This window comes from Candidatus Tisiphia endosymbiont of Parasteatoda lunata (assembly GCF_964030955.1).
Taxonomy (GTDB): Bacteria; Pseudomonadota; Alphaproteobacteria; order Rickettsiales; family Rickettsiaceae; genus Tisiphia.
On sequence record NZ_OZ035003.1, the window covers coordinates 64,707 to 85,413 of the forward strand.

At 32.9% G+C, this 20,707-nt stretch carries 16 protein-coding genes, 1 tRNA gene and 7 pseudogenes; 13 read left to right on the plus strand and 11 right to left on the minus strand.

Annotation, left to right across the window (positions count from 1 at the left end; translation table 11 throughout):
• Positions 1–525 precede the first annotated feature (525 nt).
• Positions 526–1,803: an IS256 family transposase gene (locus AAHN00_RS00355; protein WP_342271774.1), complete on the plus strand. Its 1,278-nt coding sequence runs from the start codon at positions 526–528 to the stop codon at positions 1,801–1,803.
• A gap of 22 nt (positions 1,804–1,825) precedes the next feature.
• Here AAHN00_RS00355 and tnpA read toward each other — a convergent pair.
• Positions 1,826–2,257 (minus strand): annotated as a pseudogene (gene tnpA, locus AAHN00_RS00360) (IS200/IS605 family transposase).
• 104 nt (positions 2,258–2,361) lie between these two features.
• On the opposite strand from tnpA, the gene AAHN00_RS00365 reads away from it, so the two are divergent.
• Together AAHN00_RS00365 and AAHN00_RS00370 are read left to right on the plus strand one after the other, a co-directional pair.
• Positions 2,362–2,586, plus strand: coding sequence for a transposase (locus AAHN00_RS00365; RefSeq protein WP_342271775.1), 225 nt, complete (start codon positions 2,362–2,364; stop codon positions 2,584–2,586).
• Positions 2,564–3,091 (plus strand): IS982 family transposase, encoded by a 528-nt coding sequence (locus AAHN00_RS00370; RefSeq protein ID WP_342271776.1) that lies wholly within the window; start codon positions 2,564–2,566, stop codon positions 3,089–3,091. Before AAHN00_RS00365 ends, AAHN00_RS00370 begins: the two co-directional genes overlap by 23 nt.
• A gap of 409 nt (positions 3,092–3,500) precedes the next feature.
• On the opposite strand, the pseudogene AAHN00_RS00375 reads toward AAHN00_RS00370, so the two are convergent.
• Positions 3,501–4,583, minus strand: a pseudogene (locus AAHN00_RS00375) (phenylalanine--tRNA ligase subunit beta); the annotation flags it as partial.
• A 93-nt stretch (positions 4,584–4,676) separates the two neighbouring features.
• Between AAHN00_RS00375 and AAHN00_RS00380 the strand changes: the two are divergent.
• Complete coding sequence (locus AAHN00_RS00380) at positions 4,677–4,850, plus strand: hypothetical protein (RefSeq protein WP_342271777.1); 174 nt, start codon at positions 4,677–4,679, stop codon at positions 4,848–4,850.
• A gap of 21 nt (positions 4,851–4,871) precedes the next feature.
• Here the strand turns inward: AAHN00_RS00380 and pheT are convergent.
• Together pheT and pheS are read right to left on the minus strand one after the other, a co-directional pair.
• A pseudogene (gene pheT, locus AAHN00_RS00385) lies at positions 4,872–6,128 on the minus strand (phenylalanine--tRNA ligase subunit beta); the annotation flags it as partial.
• Positions 6,125–7,174 carry a phenylalanine--tRNA ligase subunit alpha gene (gene pheS / locus AAHN00_RS00390; protein ID WP_342271778.1) on the minus strand — a complete coding sequence of 350 codons (1,050 nt, stop codon included), beginning with the start codon at positions 7,172–7,174 and terminating at the stop codon, positions 6,125–6,127. The pseudogene pheT and the gene pheS, both read right to left, overlap by 4 nt.
• Before the next feature lie 233 nt (positions 7,175–7,407).
• On the opposite strand from pheS, the gene AAHN00_RS00395 reads away from it, so the two are divergent.
• The 6 genes and pseudogenes from AAHN00_RS00395 (at position 7,408) to AAHN00_RS00420 (ending at position 12,694) form a co-directional block, all read left to right on the plus strand.
• Positions 7,408–8,496, plus strand: a complete 1,089-nt coding sequence (locus AAHN00_RS00395; RefSeq protein ID WP_342271779.1) for an LptF/LptG family permease — start codon at positions 7,408–7,410, stop codon at positions 8,494–8,496.
• A gap of 34 nt (positions 8,497–8,530) precedes the next feature.
• Positions 8,531–8,827 (plus strand): rod shape-determining protein, encoded by a 297-nt coding sequence (locus tag AAHN00_RS00400; RefSeq protein ID WP_410521399.1) that lies wholly within the window; start codon positions 8,531–8,533, stop codon positions 8,825–8,827.
• Between the two features lie 261 nt (positions 8,828–9,088).
• A pseudogene (locus AAHN00_RS00405) lies at positions 9,089–9,865 on the plus strand (rod shape-determining protein); the annotation flags it as partial.
• Between the two features lie 3 nt (positions 9,866–9,868).
• On the plus strand, positions 9,869–10,705 hold the full coding sequence (gene mreC, locus AAHN00_RS00410) for a rod shape-determining protein MreC (RefSeq protein WP_341751643.1): 837 nt from the start codon (positions 9,869–9,871) through the stop codon (positions 10,703–10,705).
• 175 nt (positions 10,706–10,880) lie between these two features.
• Positions 10,881–11,687, plus strand: a complete 807-nt coding sequence (locus AAHN00_RS00415; RefSeq protein WP_342271780.1) for a palindromic element RPE1 domain-containing protein — start codon at positions 10,881–10,883, stop codon at positions 11,685–11,687.
• A gap of 116 nt (positions 11,688–11,803) precedes the next feature.
• On the plus strand, positions 11,804–12,694 hold the full coding sequence (locus AAHN00_RS00420; protein ID WP_342271500.1) for an IS982 family transposase: 891 nt from the start codon (positions 11,804–11,806) through the stop codon (positions 12,692–12,694).
• 204 nt (positions 12,695–12,898) lie between these two features.
• Here the strand turns inward: AAHN00_RS00420 and AAHN00_RS00425 are convergent, their stop codons facing one another.
• Positions 12,899–13,150, minus strand: a complete 252-nt coding sequence (locus tag AAHN00_RS00425) for a PH domain-containing protein (RefSeq protein ID WP_342271781.1) — start codon at positions 13,148–13,150, stop codon at positions 12,899–12,901.
• Between the two features lie 73 nt (positions 13,151–13,223).
• Here AAHN00_RS00425 and AAHN00_RS00430 point away from each other — a divergent pair, with 73 nt between their 5' ends.
• A complete protein-coding gene (locus AAHN00_RS00430) occupies positions 13,224–14,204 on the plus strand; it encodes a transposase (RefSeq protein ID WP_342271025.1) in 981 nt (326 codons plus the stop codon).
• Positions 14,205–14,299: 95 nt separating this feature from the next.
• Positions 14,300–14,630: pseudogene (locus AAHN00_RS00435) on the plus strand (helix-turn-helix domain-containing protein); the annotation flags it as partial.
• Between the two features lie 195 nt (positions 14,631–14,825).
• Here AAHN00_RS00435 and AAHN00_RS00440 read toward each other — a convergent pair.
• A tRNA-Ser gene (locus tag AAHN00_RS00440) sits at positions 14,826–14,915 on the minus strand.
• Positions 14,916–15,132: 217 nt separating this feature from the next.
• On the opposite strand from AAHN00_RS00440, the gene AAHN00_RS00445 reads away from it, so the two are divergent.
• Complete coding sequence (locus tag AAHN00_RS00445) at positions 15,133–15,546, plus strand: helix-turn-helix transcriptional regulator (RefSeq protein WP_342271782.1); 414 nt, start codon at positions 15,133–15,135, stop codon at positions 15,544–15,546.
• Between the two features lie 601 nt (positions 15,547–16,147).
• On the opposite strand, the gene AAHN00_RS00450 is transcribed toward AAHN00_RS00445, so the two are convergent.
• The 5 genes and pseudogenes from AAHN00_RS00450 to AAHN00_RS00470 form a co-directional block, all read right to left on the minus strand.
• Entirely contained in the window at positions 16,148–16,288 is a 141-nt protein-coding gene (locus AAHN00_RS00450; RefSeq protein ID WP_342271783.1) for a hypothetical protein, read from the minus strand.
• Positions 16,289–16,493: 205 nt separating this feature from the next.
• Positions 16,494–17,756: an IS256 family transposase gene (locus AAHN00_RS00455; protein WP_342270914.1), complete on the minus strand. Its 1,263-nt coding sequence runs from the start codon at positions 17,754–17,756 to the stop codon at positions 16,494–16,496.
• 31 nt (positions 17,757–17,787) lie between these two features.
• Positions 17,788–18,578 (minus strand): annotated as a pseudogene (locus tag AAHN00_RS00460) (IS982 family transposase).
• A gap of 498 nt (positions 18,579–19,076) precedes the next feature.
• Positions 19,077–20,126, minus strand: a complete 1,050-nt coding sequence (locus AAHN00_RS00465) for an IS110 family transposase (protein WP_342271079.1) — start codon at positions 20,124–20,126, stop codon at positions 19,077–19,079.
• A gap of 182 nt (positions 20,127–20,308) precedes the next feature.
• Positions 20,309–20,675, minus strand: a pseudogene (locus AAHN00_RS00470) (SAM-dependent methyltransferase); the annotation flags it as partial.
• Between the last annotated feature and the right edge of the window lie 32 nt (positions 20,676–20,707).

Sequence of the window (20,707 nt, forward strand, 5' to 3'; positions counted from 1 at the left end):
TACTAATGCCTGTGCTGTCTCTCTGATCCTAATTCTTATAAGTTACCCTGCAATACTTTTGTAGCGATATTTAGTGATCCAAACAACATGAAAGCGATGGTAAAATACAGTGTGGCTAGTCTTGTTATAATCTGTCATATATGATATTTTAATATACATAAGAGCTTGCTCTTATGTATATTAAAATATCATATATTCAAGTTATAGTGAATTGAAATATTAGAACAAGGACTGAAGTCTTTCCCAGCTGAAGCTGGGGGTTTTAACCAAAAAGGTGACTATAAATATCTCCACAAAGGTAGCTGAAATGGATAGGGTGACCAATCTACCGGAAATTTAAGACTTTTAGAAGCAGAGCTAGTAACCTCTTTGCCGGCTTTAGCTTTACTAATAGGTTTCATCACTTTGGTCTTACTGTCCTTTGGCAAGTGCATATTCGAGTCTGTCCTATAGTTTGTGTAAGTTGCAAAGAAAGCAGTAAGAGATTACTGTAAAAAAAGTAACTTAAGCAAGCAAGGAGGAATTATGGCTAAAAAATTAGATACAGATAAAGATACATTAGACATCAGTAATCAGCTAGTAGAAGAATTATTATCAAAAGCAGATCCATCGGAGTTATTTGGTCGAGATGGTTTATTTCAACAGCTAAAGAAGCAAATAGTTGAGAAAATATTAGCAAGTGAGTTGGATCATGAATTAGGATATTCAAAACATAGCAAGATGCCAAAAGTAGATAATAATCGTCGTAATGGTAGCTATGAGAAGACAGTAATTGATGGGGATGGTCGTAAGCTGACAGTAGAAGTACCAAGAGATCGGGAAGGAGAGTATAATCCTCAATTAATACCAAAAGGGCTGAGGAGATTTAATGGATTTGATGAGAAAGTGATATCCCTTTATGGTCGCGGTATGACAGTCAGCGAGATCCGAGGGCATTTAGAAGAAATATATCAAACTGATGTATCTGGTGACTTGATATCCACCATAACAGATGGGGTGATAGAAGAAGTAACTAGGTGGCAAAATCGTTGTTTAGATAGGGTGTATCCAATATTATACTTGGACTGTATCTATGTAAAATCTAGAGACAATCACATAGTAATAAATAAAGCAGTATATTTAGCACTTGCTGTAAATATAGAAGGGAAAAAGGAGTTACTTGGCATTTGGATAGGCAAAAATGAAGGTGCTAAATTTTGGATGCAAGTAGTTACTGAGTTAAAGAATCGAGGAATTGAACAAATTTATGTTGCTTGTGTGGATGGTTTAAAGGGCTTTCCAGAAGCTATAAGCAGTGTATTCCCGAGTACTATAGTACAATTATGTATTGTACATATGGTTCGCAATTCAGTAAAGTATGTGTCATATAAAGATTTAAAAGAGGTCACATCAGATCTAAAACAAATTTATACAGCTAATAATGACGAAATGGCACGTTTAAAACTTCAGCAATTTGGTGTAAAATGGGATAAAAAATATCCGGTAATTTCTGATATTTGGCAACGTAATTGGTCTGGGATAATACCGTTTTTTGCCTTTCCTGAAGAGATCAGAAAGGTAATTTATACTACTAACACTATAGAATCTGTAAATCGTCAAATTAGAAAAATTATCAAAAATAAGGGGGTGTTTCCAGATGATAAGTCAATTCAAAAAATAATATTTTTATCCCTACAAAATGCAGCCAAAAAATGGACCATGCCTATTAAAGATTGGTCTTTAGCTTTAAATCAATTTGAAATACTTTGTGGAGATTTTAAATATGATTTATTGGAAAATAAAAAATGCACTTACACAAATTAAATGATTGACTCGCCATTGTTAATTAAAATTCTCCTGATTCGTCAGAGCCTAAACTATCAAGTTGCTCTTGATTCTTAATGTAGTGTTTGATCTGATTCTCTTCAAATCCTACAGTTGAGACCGCATAACCTCTAGCCCACAACTTTTCTCCATTAAAATTACGTTTTCATCCACCAAACTGCCTAGCAACGGCTATAGCACTTTTCCCCTTGATATAGCCTATTACTTCAGCTACAGAATATTTAGGAGGAATCTTGATGAGCATATGCACATGATCTTGTACCATATGCCCCTCTATGATCTTGCTCCCACGTTGAAAAGCTAACTCATGGAATACGTTCCCAAGATATTTTCTAACCTTCCCGTACAATTCTTTTTTACGACACTTTGGAATAAACACAATATGATATTTGCAATCCCATTTAGAATGATTTAAACTTTCGTATGTTGTCATATATTTTCTCCTTTGACCGTCAAACCAAAGAAGTTATATATGATAACTTTTTATTTTATACTAAATCTAAAGGCCAAGCCTTGATGGTCTCACTAGTCAAACTAGTGGCTTACCTATCATTGAGTTATAATAGATTTGTTGAATTAATGGCACGATTATTCATACCGCTAAATATGTTGATTCATTTGTTGTTTGGTGAGGAAACAGGTATTTATTTTATTGACTCTACAACGATTAAAGCTTGTCACAATAAAAGGCGTTATAGCAATAAAGTTTTTAAAGGATTAGCCAAACATAGTAAATCCTATGGGGTATTTTTATGGTTTTAAATTACATGTAATAATCAATAATAAAGGGGAGTTTATGGCATTAAAAGTGACCAAAGGCAATGTAGATGATAGGGTTCCAGTACCGGAGTTAACAAAAAGATTAACTGGAATTATAGCAGCTGATAAAGGTTATATTAAGCAAAATTTGTTCTTAAATTTATATGAAAGAGGCTTAAAAATGATTCATGGAATTAAGAAGAATATGGAAAATAAATTAATGGATTTGAAAGAAAAAATCTTACTTCAAAAGCGTAACTTAATTGAAACAGTTTTTGATTATCTAAAAAATAAAATGAACCTTGAACATACTAGACATAGATCACCAATAAATGCCTTTGTCCATATATTATCTACTCTTGTTGCTTACTCATTAAAGAAAAATAAACCTTCAACAAAATTTGATTTTAATCTACATGTTCACAATATCCTTATCCCGAATTCACGTAATTCAGGAGGATTGGGTAGCAGGAGCGGTGGAGTGAGTATCACAACTGTTGGAAGTTAAAAAATCGTCTATTAGCGAAGTGCTGTTGTAAGGCTTAAACCGTCATTGCGAGGAGTCGCTGCAAGCGGCGACGTGGCAATCTTGTGAAGAAGGTCTTGACTATCATGAAGATTGCCACAGTGCCTAACGGCGTTTAGACGATTTTTTAACTTCCAACAGTTGTGCCTTCGTGGAACATCGAGAATAGACCTCTTTCGAAACTCGCTTGTGCGCAAGGGTGTGAAGGAGACGCTTCACCTCGAACCGCAGCGTACTCTAATTTCGTTACGGATTCGAGTACCGCATCATTGTCCAAATCACCAGCAGAAGTAGAGTTTCGAAAGAAGTCTAATGTTAAATCCATGTCTCATATCGATACTTAGGTTACTTTAGCATTTTTTGGATATATATTTAGTCTGAAAGTAGGAGTTTATTCTCTTAACTTACCTTGGAATTTCTCATGAACAATTGTAACAATTTCTTGACTTAACAAATTTAGGTCTGCTTCATTTAACGTCCGATCATCTGCTTGAAATTGCACCTTAATTGCCACTGATTTTTTACCGGAAGGTAGTTTATCTCCCGAATAAATATCAAATAGATCAACAGACTTTATCATTTTTTTATTAGAATTCTTGATATAAGCAATTATCTTGCTAACCGGCTGCTCTAGATCAACTACAAAAGCATAGTCTCTAAAGGTTGGCTGGAAGTCAGAAACAATAAACTCGTCTCTTTTAGCAAATTTTGCTTTAGCAAATGGTATATTGGCAATATCTATTTCAAAGGCAAATATCTGACAGTCAATATCAAAATGTTTTAATATAGAGGGATGAATTTGCCCAAAATAGGCTATAATATTTTTACCAAGTTTTATAAGGGCTGATTTTGTCGGATGGTAATAAGGTAACTCAGTTGGACAAAATTGACACTTATCAATCGGTAGACCTACATAATTTAAAACATTTTCTAAGTCAGATTTAATATCAAAAACATCTACTAAGCGAGCTGCAGAATGATAATCTTTTTCATTATATAGCCCACATCTTACTGCAGAAGCAAAAACTAACTCACCATCAGATTTACAAGAGTTAAAGATTGGCCCTATTTCCATCAAGGCAATTTCTCTAATTGATCTTGCTAAGTTTTTTTGAACTAATTTAAGTAAATTTGCAATGATGCTAGGTCGCATATAATTATTATCAACATTAATAGGATTTAGTAGAAATAATTCCTCTTTTATTGGAGCAAATAATTTTGCTATTTCACTATCCATGAATGAGTTTGTTACAACTTCATCATACCCGCAAGTGGCTAAAATTCTTTTAATATCAGAAATTCTTCGTTGCTCTTTAGGTATAATCCTTGTTAGTTGCATTTCTGGTAATTTAATCGGCTCTAATTTGTCATAGCCGTAAATACGAACAATTTCTTCAACAATATCTTCTTTAATTGTGATGTCATGTCGCCAAGATGGTATGGTAAGTTTGAGAGTATCGCCTATATCTACTATAGTTAACCACTCTGCACTGCAAGTGCAGAGCTTAATATTACGGCATGAATGCCTCATGTATGTACTAACTTAAAAGTTAGAAACTATTTGTGTATGGCTCATTTAGAAAGTGTCACAACACAAAAAAATATATCTGTGAAGTGTAAGATTTTGTTAAAAAATATCCTATCTTTTCTTGATAAGATATTTAAAATTTATGTTGAAACGACGCACTGCAAGTGCGGGGTTTTTCTCCCAAAGTGGGACAATAAAGCCAAGATTTTTTAAAATGTTACAAATCTCTGTTTTGCTTAAGTTTAGACCGGTTATTTTAGCTAGGCAATTTATAGGGAAGTCCAAGGATTTTTGCACAAAAGCAAACCCTTCATTATACACTATATCAGAAATTTCACCTCCACAAATAGCTAAAATCATTTTACTTGCAATATTTAAGGCTTTTAAGGTAAATGCCTGATCAATATTGCGTTCAAAACGATAACGCGAATCAGTATCAATCTGTAGAGATCTCCCCGTTTTAGTAATATATTTAGCAGAAAAACACGCCGCTTCTAGCAAAATATTTTGCGTTCCAAGTTCACTTTTACTACTATCACCTCCTATAATACCAGCAAGAGTAAGTACTTGCCTATCATCTTGAATTACCAAAGATTCTTCATCTAAATCATATTCTTTGCCATTTAAAGCTAGAAATTTAGTTTTCTCTTTAAGTAGTGTAATTTGCAGCTTATCTGATAATTTACTTCTATCATAGGCATGCATTGGTTGCCCGAAACTATACGATATATAGTTAGTGACGTCCACTAGGGCTGAAACCGGTTTTAGCCCAATATTTTGCAATAATTGCTTTAACCAATCAGGGCTTGTCTTGTTTTGTAAATTTCTTATTTCCCGAAAGCAGAATAATGGGCATGCTTCTTTATTCTCTACCTGCAAGGTTAATGTAGATTCAAATTCTCCAGCAATTGATGGCACTTCTAATTCTTTAAGCGTACCAATACCCTTGCTAGCTAGGTCTCTAGCTATACCATAGACACCAAGAGCGTCACCACGATTAGGGGTAACATTAATATCAAAGATTGGATCACCATACCCATAATATTGTATAAGTGACTCTCCTATCTTAGCATCGGGCATCAGTTCTATTATACCATCAGAATTAGTGCCCACTAATAGTTCTTCTTCAGAACATAACATTCCGCAACTTTTTTCTCCGCGAATTACTGATTCTTTAATTTTAAATTTACCATTAGCGATTTCACAACCTATTTTTGCCAGTACTACTTTAATATTTTCCCTAGCATTACTTGCTCCACAAACTATTTGTAAAATTTCCTCATTAGTTTGGACTTGACATATCTTAAGTTTATCCGCCGATGGATGGGGTGTAGTAGATAATATGTGAGCTACTTCAAAATCTTTTAGCTCCGTCCTTCTATCTACTATTTCTTCCACTTCTAGACCAAGCATGGTCAAACAGTCAGCAATTTCCTCAACAGAACTCTCGGTATCTAGGAATTTTTTTAACCAAGATAAAGTAAATTTCATCTTGTTAATCCTCCAGCTAGAGTTGGCAAGTCAAAAGCAGAGAAGTTATAGTGTTTTAACCATCTTATATCTCCTTCAAAAAATTGCCTGAGATCCTTGATACCATATTTTAACATAGCAAAACGCTCAACACCTAGACCAAAGGCAAACCCTTGATAGAGATCACTATCTATATTAACATTTTTAAGAACATTTGGATGAACCATACCACAACCAAGCACCTCAAGCCATTTATTGCTACCCTGCATCTTAATATCCACTTCTGCCGATGGCTCGGTAAACGGAAAAAAACTTGGTCTAAAACGTATGTCAATATTTGTTTGTTCAAAAAAATCCTTGATAAATTCAGTGATAACATATTTTAAATGCCCCATATTGATATTTTCATCGATCACTAAACCCTCAATCTGATGGAACATTGGTGTATGTGTCATATCGGAATCAGACCTATAAGTTCTACCAGGAGCAATAAATCTAAAAGGCGGTTTACCATTTTGCATCGTCCTGATTTGTATGGGTGAAGTATGAGTACGTAACAATAGGGGGTATTCTGCCTCTTTTGCCTTTAGATAGAAAGTATCGTGCATCTGCCTTGCTGGGTGATCTTCATAAAAATTTAGGGCAGTGAAATTATACCAATCGTTCTCAATAGTTGGACCATCCTTAATGGTTAGCCCAAATTTTGTAAATACTTGAATTAATTCTTCAGTAGCTTGGGTAATGGGGTGTATGCTCCCCTTCTTATACTGCCGAGCTGGAATTGTTAAATCTGTCTTTTCTTCAGCAAATCGTTTATTTAATTCAATTTCCTCCAAGGCTGCTTGTTTTGCTTCTAGCAAATTACTAATCTGTTCTTTAAGCAGATTAACTGCCTCGCCTAACTTTTTACGATCATTTTGCTCAAGACTACCAAGCTTTCTCATTTCTTGGTTAAGTAAGCTTTGTTTCCCAAGAAACTCCACCCTAATTTGTTGCAACTCTGATAGAGCTTGAGTTAATTCTATTCTGCTTTGTGCAGATTTTAATATTTGGTTTAGATGATTCATAACAAGTTAATAATAATATCGAGCCATAAATATTAGACTATATTTTATTATATCTCTAGATTAATTAGAAGCAAATGTCAATAACATGTTATTGACAATGACTTAGAAAAAAACTTGATTATCGAGTATTATTACTGATATAGTTATTATATTAGTAATAGTGTTTTATAATAGTTTTTATTTCACTTTTGGTTGTAAAATCATCCACTACGGTCACCAATTTTTATTTTAAAATGATTAATTTTAAAACTCTTTCAATTTACCTACTCAGGCTATATTGTAGCTATTTTATCGGTATATTGCTTCTGCTTATCGGGGTTTTAATTCTTTCAAATATCTTTGACCTTTTGCAAAAATTTAAATCTGTATATATCCCAACACATTTTTTTTGGAAACTTGTATTATATAAAATACCTTATTTAGTTAATGAAGTAGCTTCTCTTCTTAGCTTCATTGCGATGTTATTTTTTCTAAAAAGACTAACTAAACATAACGAACTAATAACTATTTTATGCAATGGTATCCATATTTGGAGGGTTATTGCTGTTCCAGTTTTTGCAACGGTGATTTTTGGTATAATACTAATAACTATATGCAACCCTATTGGTACATTTGGTTTACAAAAATATGAATCTTTAGAAGCAAAATTGAGTAAAAAGACATCTAATAATTTGATAATATCAAAATTTGGTTTACTATTTTTTGAGAATTATCAAGGCGATAAAAGAATTATTCAGGCTGGGTCTATTGATGTAGTGAACAATAAGTTAAATAAGATTATTATATTATTTTTAGATGACAAAAATAATTTCTTAAAAAGAATTGATGGGGAATATGCTATTTTAGTTGATAATAATTTAAAACTAACTTCTGTAAAAATTTCGGATAACTATAATGTCAAACAATATGAGCATTTTACCGTTCCAACAAATTTATCAATAAGTAACTTACTAAATAGTTTTATAAATCCTGAGATGATTGCTATTTGGGATTTACCAGATACAATTAAACATTTAATAGAATTTGGTTTGCCAATAACTAACTATCAAATTTATTTCTATAAACAATTATTTAAGCCTATAATTATGGCTACCACAGTGATTTTAGCAGCCTGCTTTTTTAGTCTCAAGCAACGTGATAATTCTCAAGAAAAAATCTTAGTAATTGGCTTATTTCTAGGTTTTATTATTTATTTCCTATTAGAGATTTTGTTTAAAATACTCGCATATAATGCAACCCCCCCTTTCTTAGCTATTTTATTGCCAAATATATGTATATTATTTTTCAGTAATTTTGTTATTATGCATTCTCAAGAAACCTGATGCGTTAAAATGATTTGATTTTGGAGAAATAAAAATGCTAACAAACTTTTTCAGGAAATTTGTATGTGATATGGCCATAGATCTTGGTACGGCTAATACTTTAGTGTATGTCAAAGGCAAAGGAATCGTACTTAACGAACCTTCTGTAGTTGCGTTGATTAAAGTGGACGGAGCATTTAAGCCATACGCATTTGGTCAGGAAGCAAAAAATATGTTAGGACGTACCCCAACAGACATTGAAGCAAAAAGACCACTAAAAGATGGTGTTATAGCCGACTTTAAGGGAGCTGAAGAAATGCTCAATAACAACCAGCTGAAGCTGGTGGGTTGATATCTAGACTGGAAGTCGCTATTACTCTAAAGAGATATTACTAACGCCTGTGCATTATCTCTCTGATCCTAACTCTTAGGTTACCCTGCAGTATTTTATAGCGATATTTAGTGATTCAAACAACATTAAAGCGATGGTAAAATACAGTGTGGCTAGTCTTGTTAAAATATCATATGTTCAAGTTATAGTGAATTGAAATATTAGAACAAGGACTAAAGTCTTTCCCAGCTGAAGCTGGGGGTTTTAACCAAAAAGGTGACTATAAAATATTTCATCAGAACAGTACATAATCGTAGATCATTTACTGGTCCAATGATTATAATTTGTGTACCCTCAGGTTCTACACCAGTTGAGCGTAGGGCTATTCAAGAAGCAGCAGAGAGTGCAGGAGGTAGAGATGTATACCTTATAGAAGAACCTATGGCAGCAGCAATTGGTGCCGGCTTACCAGTAACAGAAGCAACTGGTTCAATGATTGTTGATGTAGGTGGAGGGACAACAGAAGTAGCCGTCCTATCATTAGGTGGTATTGTGTATGCTAGATCAGTACGGGTAGGTGGCGATAAAATGGATGAGTCTATTATTTCTTATATTAGAAGGCATTATAATTTACTAATCGGCGAAGCTACAGCAGAAAAAATCAAAAAGCAGATTGGAGCTGCTTACGTAGATGATAGTTTAGAACCAAGAGTAATGGAAATTAAAGGACGAGATTTAATCCATGGTATCCCTAAAGAAATGCTACTAAACGAAAGACAAATTGCTGACAGTCTAATTGAACCAATTAGTCAAATTGTAGAAGCAGTAAAAGTGCCGTTCGAATGCACTCCTCCAGAGCTTTCATCCGATATTGTAGATACAGGAATTGTTATGACTGGTGGTGGGGCATTACTCCGAAACTTAGATCATGTCCTAAAAGAAGCAACTAAACTGCCGGTAATTATTGCTGATCAAGCACTATCATGCGTAGCTCTTGGTACGGGAAAAGTACTAGAAGATTTTCAAAAATTTAAGCATGTGTTATTTAAACAAGATTAACCAATGGCATTACTTGCAAACAGAATAAAGCGTTCTAGTAAAATGGTAGAGTTTGCTAGATTTATACTTGTTACTTTGAGACGTGTTTTCGTTTTATTTTTTGTTATCGCCTCACTTTACTTATTTCTTGCTGCTCCAAAAAGATTTTCTTCCATTTCTCTTGAAGTCGTTGGACATGTTATTTTTGGTGGATTGCTAATTCATGAAAACATATTTAAGCAAATTAATTTAATAACCCAAAATTTTATTTATTTACGAGACTTAGCAAGAGAAAATATCGAACTACAATTAGAAGTGGCAAGACTAAGAAAGTTACAGAGTAATATATATTTGATCCAATCTGAGAATAAAGAACTAAAAAAACTACTATCAGTTGTAGAAGAAGAACAATATAACTATGTCAGTGCTAAATTACTAAGTGTTTCATTAAACCCCTTCAGTAAAACTGCTTTAGTGTCAGCTGGAGTAAGACATGGTGTGGAAGTTGATCAGATAGTTACCAACAGTGAAGGATTAGTTGGGCGAGTAATACAAGTAAGCAACAATTACTCTAAAATAATTTTAGTTAATGACGTAAACTCTCGAATCCCGATCACTACCGTGTCTTCAAAAGAGAAAGGTATCATGAGTGGTTATGGTAATGGTAGCAAAATACTCTATTTACCAAAAACTCATCTTGTCCAAAAAGGTGAAAAAGTTATAACATCTGGTTATGGTAATATTTACCCTTACGGCATAACGGTAGGTTACGTAAAAAAAGCAAATGCAGAAAAGGTTCTTGTAAAGCCTGTAGTTGACTTATCAAAAACTGAGTTTGTCAGTATATTGCTTCCTCAATGAATCTAATAATTGGCTTTTATACTGCTATGATTTCAAGAGTTGATAGACGAAGAGGTCAATTTCAAGAAGAGCTATGCAGTAGCAAAGTCGAGCAGCTAGGCGTACATGAGTAACTAGGCAGCTGAAATCTTTAGACACAACGACCTTAATTCTTGAAGTTCTACCTGAGTATATTATGTTTGGACAAAATCCTAAAAGACCAGCAATATTTAATGATGGAACTAATCTAGAAATCAAAAGTATTTTTAAGACTATTCAGGGAGAAGGGCCTTTTGTAGGTATGCCTGCTATTTTTATTAGGCTTGGCGGATGCAATCTTGCTTGTAATTTCTGCGATACCGACTTTGAAGATTTTAATATATTAACTATTAACAATATTATCGAAGAAGTTGAAAAACTGGCAATTAATAGACCTCTTGCAGAATTCGCTTCTGCTAGGGAATTTGCAGGAGTCATGGAATCTCAATCCCCAGCGTATTTAGATCTACGTGAGGGGCAGAGTACCGGTAGCACGCACAAATTACCAGCAAAAGTAGAATTATGCAAGATATCTAATATCAAATTAGTGGTTATAACTGGTGGTGAGCCTTTTCGTCAACCTATAGAATTATTGTGCTACAAATTATTAGATTTGGATTATATAGTGCAAATTGAAACTAATGGCACATTATATCGTGATCTTCCAGATAAAGTCCATATAGTTTGCTCACCAAAAGCTGGGAAAAATGGTTATGCACTATTGAGAGATGACTTACTATCTCATATTAATGCCCTAAAATTTTTGGTGGCTAAAAATATACCCAAATACTCTAACATACCAGAAGTAGGACAAAGCAAGTATAATATACCAGTATTTATTCAGCCTATGGATCAAAATAATCTGTTGCTAAATAAAGAAAATGAACGGTTAGCTATTGATTTGACCATTAAGTATGGTCATCGCCTTTCCTTACAAACTCATAAGATTTTGGGTATTGAGTGATTATATATTACGTCAGTTCGGGATAAGATATAGATGAAATAGTAATAGATAAAAGGATTGTCAAAAAGGAGTGCCTGCAGTATTTATATTTTTAAACAAAAAAACAAACTACAGGCATGAAAAAAGATATCACAGAATTATATAGTTTTATAGATGATTTTTGTAAAATTTATTTGGAGTATGAACAGAGAAAGTTATTACCATCAAATAAGCAAAGAAATCGCTGTTGTAGTATGAGTCTAAGTGAAATGTTAACAATAATAATTATGTTTCATACATCCTATGCTAAGAATTTTAAATTTTTCTATAAAAGTTATATAGAGTGCATGCATAAGGATGATTTTCCCAAAGCCTTGAGTTATAATAGATTTGTTGAATTAATGGCACGATTATTCATACCGCTAAATATGTTGATTCATTTGTTGTTTGGTGAGGAAACAGGTATTTATTTTATTGACTCTACAACGATTAAAGCTTGTCACAATAAAAGGCGTTATAGCAATAAAGTTTTTAAAGGATTAGCCAAACATAGTAAATCCTCTATGGGGTATTTTTATGGTTTTAAATTACATGTAATAATCAATAATAAAGGGGAGTTTATGGCATTAAAAGTGACCAAAGGCAATGTAGATGATAGGGTTCCAGTACCGGAGTTAACAAAAAGATTAACTGGAATTATAGCAGCTGATAAAGGTTATATTAAGCAAAATTTGTTCTTAAATTTATATGAAAGAGGCTTAAAAATGATTCATGGAATTAAGAAGAATATGGAAAATAAATTAATGGATTTGAAAGAAAAAATCTTACTTCGAAAGCGTAACTTAATTGAAACAGTTTTTGATTATCTAAAAAATAAAATGAACCTTGAACATACTAGACATAGATCACCAATAAATTCCTTTGTCCATATATTATCTACTCTTGTTGCTTACTCATTAAAGAAAAATAAACCTTCAACAAAATTTGATTTTAATCTACATGTTCACAATATCCTTATCCCGAATTGACGTAATATACCATAGTCATCTCAGAGTTTGCTACTTTTGCTACTCGGTTTTTGGCTTGAGTTATCAGAAGTTTTATATCCTCTATCAAAGAATTATGGTCATTCGTTATTATTTGGTTCATTTGTTTTTCCTATCATTGCATATGGTTATTTTAATTATGATTTCTTATGCTCAGCTATTCTTGCTTGAATCAACTCGTAAACTTCATGGGGATTTTAAGTTGAAAAAATCAATCCCTGCACCTTCTATACTGGCATTAGTAGTCATTGAAATTATTCCAAGTTCAAACCACCTTTGAATAAAATTTTGCTTTAAAGTGATTTCTTTAATATCTTCGTATTTAATGTTCTTTTGTTTATAATTTATAAAACTATTGGTATAAGATATTTTATCTTTGTCAATTATAAATTCATCAAATAAATAAGAAAAACGAAGAGAGCAAATAAAACAAAACACTAGTACACTATAACAGGAGTTTCGCACTTAGCAAAAAATATGTTAATCTAGCAAGAAAGAGTTTTAGTTAAGCATGGCAAGATCAAAATGTAGCAAAGACTTATATAAATCATTTTTACAAGCAAGTAGCGTAAGATATAGTGGTAAAGCATTATCTGAAGTAAGTCCAATAAACCTATCTCATGATAGTGCAAGTCGATGGTTAAATAGTAAGGATTTCCGCCCTAGCGGGATCTACAGAGAAGTGTCAAAATATATTGATAGGGAAGCTTCTTGTTTATTAGTGGGAGATGACACGTTATTGTCAAAGCAATACAGTAAGAAAATTGAGCTTGTACATTATCAATATTCTGGAGCTGTACATGATGTTATACCTGGTATAGGGATGGTCAACTTACTGCATTACAATGCTAAAACTGATCAATCTACCCCTGTAGATTATAGAATATATGATAAAGAAACTGATGGAAAAACAAAGAATGAGCATTTTTGTGATATGCTTACTTTAGCTAAGGAAAGAGGGATCAATCCTGATGCAGTAGTAATGGATGCGTGGTATAGCGGTTTGGAGAATTTGAAACATATACGTAATTTAGGTTGGACATGGGTTAGTAACCTAAGAAAAAATAGAAAAGTTAATCATAATGTTAGCTTAGAAAGTTTAGAGATTCCTGATGAGGGACTAAAAATTCACCTACGTGGATACGGTTGGGTTACGGTATTTAAGTTTGTGGCAAAAAATGGTCGCATTGATTACATAACAACTAACTTAGAAAATCCAACACGTGAACAAATAGAGAAAATTGTTAAGGCACGGTGGTCTATAGAAGTTTATCATCGAGAATTAAAACAAACTTGTGGTATTGAACGCTGTCAGGCACGCACGGGTCGAGCTCAGAGAAATCATATTTGCCTTGCCGTATTTGCTTGGCTCGATATGAACAAAAGGAGGATAAATGAAAAAATTACTTTATATCAACAAACTTGGGAAGTTATAAAAACATCAATTCAGAACAACATTAGATGCCTTTTAGCTGATTCGCAATTTTGCTAACTGCGAAACTCCTGTATAAAAAACAAAAAATAGACTTCTTTTGAAACTAGGCAATGATGTAGAATGGTGTTATAAATATCTGATTTGAAGTAATAATGAAATTCGAACATATTAAAGAGTTAGAGGATGGAAAATTTCGTCGATTAACAGGAGTAAGGAAGGGAACATTCTCAAAGATGGTGGATATTTTGAGGCAAGCTGATGGTCTTAGAATACCTTAGAGAATACCGTACTTATTTCCATATAGGTCAGAACTATGGGATTAGTGAAAGTTCAGCATATAAAGCTGTTAAATGGGTAGAAGAGACCCTAGTTAAACACCCAAACTTTGCTCTTCCAGGTCGTAAAGCTCTAATGAAGAGTAATATGAATTATGAAGTAGTCTTGATTGATGCTACTGAGAGTCCTATAGAAAGACCTAAAAAAACAAAAATTATACCGCTACAACGCTAATAACTCTAGCTTCTGAAGCCTATGAAACCTTCAAAGGTTCTGAAAGCCCTCAAAAACGCAAAATGATAAATTTCGTATTTCAGAACCTTAAACGTCAGGAGCAAAAAACTTGAGACCTCTCTACGTTTCCCTTTCGATATTTTTAAAAAACGATGACTTGTACCACAGTGGCGGATAGGGTGGGATTCGAACCCACGGTACGGTTGCCCGCACGCTAGTTTTCAAGACTAGATCCTTAAACCACTCGGACACCTATCCAAGGTAATACATATCAGATAGATTAAAAAAATTCAAGTATAAATGTTTATAAGAGGGGTCAGGGTAATTTAAATTTTTTAGTAGATCATTAAAAATTAGTGTTACAAACTTCCATGATCTAAAATAATTAATTATAATTAATTATTTTAGTTATTTACTTTTTGATGGTTATACCTTATTATCTAGAAATATTAATTTTATATATAGAATCTTATCTATGGCAAATTTACAAACCAAACTTAGCTCATTAATGGTGCAAAAAAATATAAATGCTGTAGAGATAGAGAAAAAAACTGGATTAAGTAGAAATACTGTTTATAGCATTTTGTATGGTAGTTCAAAAAACCCTAGTGCTAATAATTTACAATTAATTGCAAAAGCCTTAGATATTAGCCTAGAAGCTCTTGTTGTTGATAACGAAATAAGCCATGAAGTGCTAACTATTGATCAAATGAAAATTTTTAGTAAAGCCATTAGTGCAACAATTAATATATTAATTGAAAGAAACTTAAACTTTTCATTTACAAATTTTACAGTTCTAATAAAAGAAGTATATGAATATGCACTGAAAAAACAGTCTGTTGATAATACATTTATAGATTGGATGATTGATAAATATCACAAACCTTAATCTTGCTTTACCCATAAATCCATGTCATATTGTTTACAATATTCAAACATGGCAATAGTATTAGGGTGATTTATTCCAAATTCCTTAATTTGTGGTTTACCAAAGAATTTATAATTATATAGTCTCCCCGTCAAAAGTGCTAAAAATTAAGAAAAATTCAAAATTTAATACCTTAGCCAAAAATTCTTGTATAAAATTTGAGAGTTTAATTTTTTTGATTTAAATTTTTGGTACAAAAAGATGATTTTTAGTCGCTCCGCCAAAACTCTACAAGCCTTATAGACAAAGGGGTTTTAAGGCAAAAAGTAATAGTAAAATCCATAAGAAAATGAAGGGTTTTATATCAAAAGCTTATGGAAATACAAAAAAATGGTAACGAGCAAATTGAGTATGTTTTGGGAAATAGGGTGTTTTTGATACAAAAACTTGAAATTAGCTCTCGAAATCATAATAATTTAGTCTAAAATCATACAATTTTTGGAAATTAGTGCCACAAGTAGTATTTTTTTGAGTTTTGGCGGACGGACTTTTTAGAGAATTTTTGCATGATGATTTATTAACGATTTTGTAATTATTTGATTATTTTTTTACTGACTAATTTCTATGTAGAAAAATTTGTTTTGAGTAAATGATTCGCAATACACCGTAAGTTCAATCCTACAGCGGAAATTAACGGATTAATGACATCTCCTATTACCCCTTTCAGGTAGTCCGTCCGCCAAAAATATTTAAAGCCCCCCATAATCTATGATTGAGTTAACCACTCTGCACTGCAAGTGCAGAGCTTAATATTACGGCATGAATGCCTCATGTATGTACTAACTTAAAAGTTAGAAACTATTTGTATATGGCTCATTTAGAAAGTGTCACAACACAAAAAGAATATATCTGTGAAGTGTAAGATTTTGTTAAAAAATATCTGAGTCAATCATTTAATTTGTGTAAGTTCATTTTTTATTTTCCAATAAATCATATTTAAAATCTCCACAAAGTATTTCAAATTGATTTAAAGCTAAAGACCAATCTTTAATAGGCATGGTCCATTTTTTGGCTGCATTTTGTAGGGATAAAAATATTATTTTTTGAATTGACTTATCATCTGGAAACACCCCCTTATTTTTGATAATTTTTCTAATTTGACGATTTACAGATTCTATAGTGTTAGTAGTATAAATTACCTTTCTGATCTCTTCAGGAAAGGCAAAAAACGGTATTATCCCAGACCAATTACGTTGCCAAATATCAGAAATTACCGGATATTTTTTATCCCATTTTACACCAAATTGCTGAAGTTTTAAACGTGCCATTTCGTCATTATTAGCTGTATAAATTTGTTTTAGATCTGATGTGACCTCTTTTAAATCTTTATATGACACATACTTTACTGAATTGCGAACCATATGTACAATACATAATTGTACTATAGTACTCGGGAATACACTGCTTATAGCTTCTGGAAAGCCCTTTAAACCATCCACACAAGCAACATAAATTTGTTCAATTCCTCGATTCTTTAACTCAGTAACTACTTGCATCCAAAATTTAGCACCTTCATTTTTGCCTATCCAAATGCCAAGTAACTCCTTTTTCCCTTCTATATTTACAGCAAGTGCTAAATATACTGCTTTATTTATTACTATGTGATTGTCTCTAGATTTTACATAGATACAGTCCAAGTATAATATTGGATACACCCTATCTAAACAACGATTTTGCCACCTAGTTACTTCTTCTATCACCCCATCTGTTATGGTGGATATCAAGTCACCAGATACATCAGTTTGATATATTTCTTCTAAATGCCCTCGGATCTCGCTGACTGTCATACCGCGACCATAAAGGGATATCACTTTCTCATCAAATCCATTAAATCTCCTCAGCCCTTTTGGTATTAATTGAGGATTATACTCTCCTTCCCGATCTCTTGGTACTTCTACTGTCAGCTTACGACCATCCCCATCAATTACTGTCTTCTCATAGCTACCATTACGACGATTATTATCTACTTTTGGCATCTTGCTATGTTTTGAATATCCTAATTCATGATCCAACTCACTTGCTAATATTTTCTCAACTATTTGCTTCTTTAGCTGTTGAAATAAACCATCTCGACCAAATAACTCCGATGGATCTGCTTTTGATAATAATTCTTCTACTAGCTGATTACTGATGTCTAATGTATCTTTATCTGTATCTAATTTTTTAGCCATAATTCCTCCTTGCTTGCTTAAGTTACTTTTTTTACAGTAATCTCTTACTGCTTTCTTTGCAACTTACACAAACTATAGGACAGACTCTTTTCAATTGATCATTAATGGTTTCAATAATGTGCCTTTTATTTAAAAACTGCTTTTTAATAGGATCTATTATTCTTTCTTTCATATTACTTTTAATTTTTGTTATTAGTTCTAAACCTTGATTAGCAAGGGATTGAGTGAGTTTTTACTGATATACCCACGATCACCAAAAAGCCAGCCTTGTAATTTATCTACTAAATTTTCCACCACTGCTCTATCATCGACATTTCCAGGAGTTAAAGAAAAACTCATAATCTCTCCGCAACTGTTAATGACAATATGTAGCTTACAGCCAAAGAACCACCCAGTGGAAGTCTTACCTCTTTTTGCTATGTCTTTGAATACTTTATGTCTATTAATTCTTAAATTATGGCAAGCAGGAAGTTTAGTAGAGTCGATATAATATTGACCAGTTTGTTTTCCTGTTAGGCTTTTTAGCAGTAACACCATGGGCATGAAGCTCATTGGCATTAACTGAACAAAACGACTATAGCTCACAAGTTTTGGAAATTCCTTTCTATAACTTTGGCATAGGCAGCATAAATAAAAATCTTTAAAGGTACGGTAGTGACTCAAGTGAAACATTACTATAATAGTAATAATCTCTGAGAGTCCTATACTGCAGCCCACTTTACGCTTACGGTTAGGATTTGATAATATATATTTATTTCGCTCCGTATCAAAATGCTTGCAAAAATCATCAATTAAGCAGAAAATCTCCGTAAGAGGGATCATAATATATTCTCCAATTTTGTCATTATTATTAGAGAACTTTATAATCCCTCCCTTCTTAATTTTCAAATGTTCTTTCTTACGTCAAACTCAGGTTAATTTATAACCAAAAAGTTTTCCTTGTTTTTGTGATTTGATAATATTTTCTATTGGCATATTGACTGAAATCCATAAGGTTTATTAGCATATGTATGGACCTACCCAACAATGCAAGAAAAAAATAATATATAACAGCAAAAAAATCGAATGCAGTCATGTATCCGGCTTATAGACAATAAATCAAGCAATTTATCCTATAGCCCTGATGGAATTCGCTGGCTTACAAACTTATACTTATTATTTTATCGACTTATAAATAGCCCTTAGCTAAATCAGTTTTTTTGTAAGCTAAGGTTCGTCTTATTTACCATCAATATTATCATTCTTCGCATATTCCGGATTGGAATTTGTTAAACTTCTATTACCTATAATGTCATTTCATCAATTATTTGGAGTAGTTTTTTAACTACAAACTTTACTCTCGGTATAATCATCACCTGAACTAAGTAATGCAAATACCACCCTTGCTAGCTTATTAGCTACCGCGACAACTGTTTTATTATGACCGTTTCTCTCAGATAAATTAAACATCCACTCAGTAAACTTGCTATAATCTTTTTTAGATTTTTGTTCTTCCGTGGTAAATCTTATCTTGCTATTCAGAATGGATCTTGCCCCTTGAATTAACAAAGTACGTAAATAGATATCACCTCTTTTACTAATACCAAGCAACTTATTTTTGCCACCACTAGAGTGTTGCCTTGGCACTAATCCCAGCCATGCTGATAATTGCCTACCATTTTCAAAACAACTAGCATTACCTATTGAGGCTATTAAGGCTGTGGCAGTTATTAAACCTATACCTGGTATCATCATTAGTTGTTGGTGATTACTATACTGGCTAGCTATGATTTTTAATCGTTGTTCTAGCTCTTTTATTTTTTTATCATTTTCTACAAATTCTTCTTTTAACTCACTAAATGTTTGGTAGCTTAGCTGACTTAAATCCCCTTCGTCTAAAATCTCAGTTAATTTTGTTATAATCTTATTGATTCCTTGCGGAATAGTAAAACCAAATTCATATAATAGCCCTCTAATCTCATTAGCAAGTGCAGTACGATTTTTTACCAATCTCTGTCTTACCCTATGAATAAATAAAATATCTTGTTGCTCTACAGTTTTAATGGGTACAAACCTCATACTAGGTCTTGCTACTGCCTCACATATTCCTTCTGCATCAGCTTGATCATTTTTATTGGTTTTGACATAAGGCTTAACAAACTGTGGTGCCATTAGTTTTACATTATGACCTAATTTTATTAATTCTCTTGCCCAATAGCTAGCTCCACCGCAAGCTTCCATGCCTACTAGACATTTTGGTACGTTAGCCATAAAAGTTAAAACCTGTTCTCTCATTAATTTCTTCTTTAATATTGTCTTGCCATTTTTATCTACACCGTGAATTTGAAAAATTCTTTTTGCAATATCTATACCAATTGTGGTAACTTCCATATGGACCTCCTTATTGTTGTTTAGGATTCATTTCCTATCCTAGAAGATTAGCATACGCTTCTCATTCTGTATATAGGGTAGGTCCATACCATTATTTTAACATTTTCTTATGGATTTCTTTATTATTTTCTGCCATTAAACCCTATTATCTATAAGACTTATAGAGTTTTGCCGGACAGACTACGTAGCTTATGATGTAGTTCACCATATCCTACATCTACTGCAAAAATCTTTTCAGCATTCCTACGGAGCAACACCTCAGTAAAACCACCAGTACTAGAGCCTATATCTAGACAGACTAGCCCTTGTGGGTCAATATTGAAATGGGTCTAGAGCAGCAATCAACTTTAACGCCCCTCGTGATACATAATCATGTATCGGGCGTTTTATAATAATATCACGAGTATCAGTTGATATGCCAGTACCTGGTTTAGTATTTTGCTGCTGATTAACATATACTTTGCCTTGTATTATTAAGCTTCGTGCAATGTTAATATCATCAACTAATTTGGATTCTACTAGATATTGGTCAAGTCTTATTTTTTTCATAAATCTTCATAGCAACTTAAACCTGAGTTCGA

What these genes read in the sequence shown, in the direction of transcription:
- AAHN00_RS00355 (WP_342271774.1), top strand. Translation starts at nt 526, where the DNA reads ATGGCTAAAAAATTAGATACAGATAAAGATACATTAGACATCAGTAAT.
- AAHN00_RS00450 (WP_342271783.1), bottom strand. Translation starts at nt 16,288, where the DNA reads ATGGGGGGCTTTAAATATTTTTGGCGGACGGACTACCTGAAAGGGGTA.
- AAHN00_RS00370 (WP_342271776.1), top strand. Translation starts at nt 2,564, where the DNA reads ATGGGGTATTTTTATGGTTTTAAATTACATGTAATAATCAATAATAAA.
- AAHN00_RS00395 (WP_342271779.1), top strand. Translation starts at nt 7,408, where the DNA reads ATGATTAATTTTAAAACTCTTTCAATTTACCTACTCAGGCTATATTGT.
- AAHN00_RS00415 (WP_342271780.1), top strand. Translation starts at nt 10,881, where the DNA reads ATGTTTGGACAAAATCCTAAAAGACCAGCAATATTTAATGATGGAACT.
- AAHN00_RS00420 (WP_342271500.1), top strand. Translation starts at nt 11,804, where the DNA reads ATGAAAAAAGATATCACAGAATTATATAGTTTTATAGATGATTTTTGT.
- AAHN00_RS00400 (WP_410521399.1), top strand. Translation starts at nt 8,531, where the DNA reads ATGCTAACAAACTTTTTCAGGAAATTTGTATGTGATATGGCCATAGAT.
- AAHN00_RS00445 (WP_342271782.1), top strand. Translation starts at nt 15,133, where the DNA reads ATGGCAAATTTACAAACCAAACTTAGCTCATTAATGGTGCAAAAAAAT.
- AAHN00_RS00430 (WP_342271025.1), top strand. Translation starts at nt 13,224, where the DNA reads ATGGCAAGATCAAAATGTAGCAAAGACTTATATAAATCATTTTTACAA.
- AAHN00_RS00465 (WP_342271079.1), bottom strand. Translation starts at nt 20,126, where the DNA reads ATGGAAGTTACCACAATTGGTATAGATATTGCAAAAAGAATTTTTCAA.
- AAHN00_RS00380 (WP_342271777.1), top strand. Translation starts at nt 4,677, where the DNA reads ATGGCTCATTTAGAAAGTGTCACAACACAAAAAAATATATCTGTGAAG.
- pheS (WP_342271778.1), bottom strand. Translation starts at nt 7,174, where the DNA reads ATGAATCATCTAAACCAAATATTAAAATCTGCACAAAGCAGAATAGAA.
- AAHN00_RS00455 (WP_342270914.1), bottom strand. Translation starts at nt 17,756, where the DNA reads ATGGCTAAAAAATTAGATACAGATAAAGATACATTAGACATCAGTAAT.
- mreC (WP_341751643.1), top strand. Translation starts at nt 9,869, where the DNA reads ATGGCATTACTTGCAAACAGAATAAAGCGTTCTAGTAAAATGGTAGAG.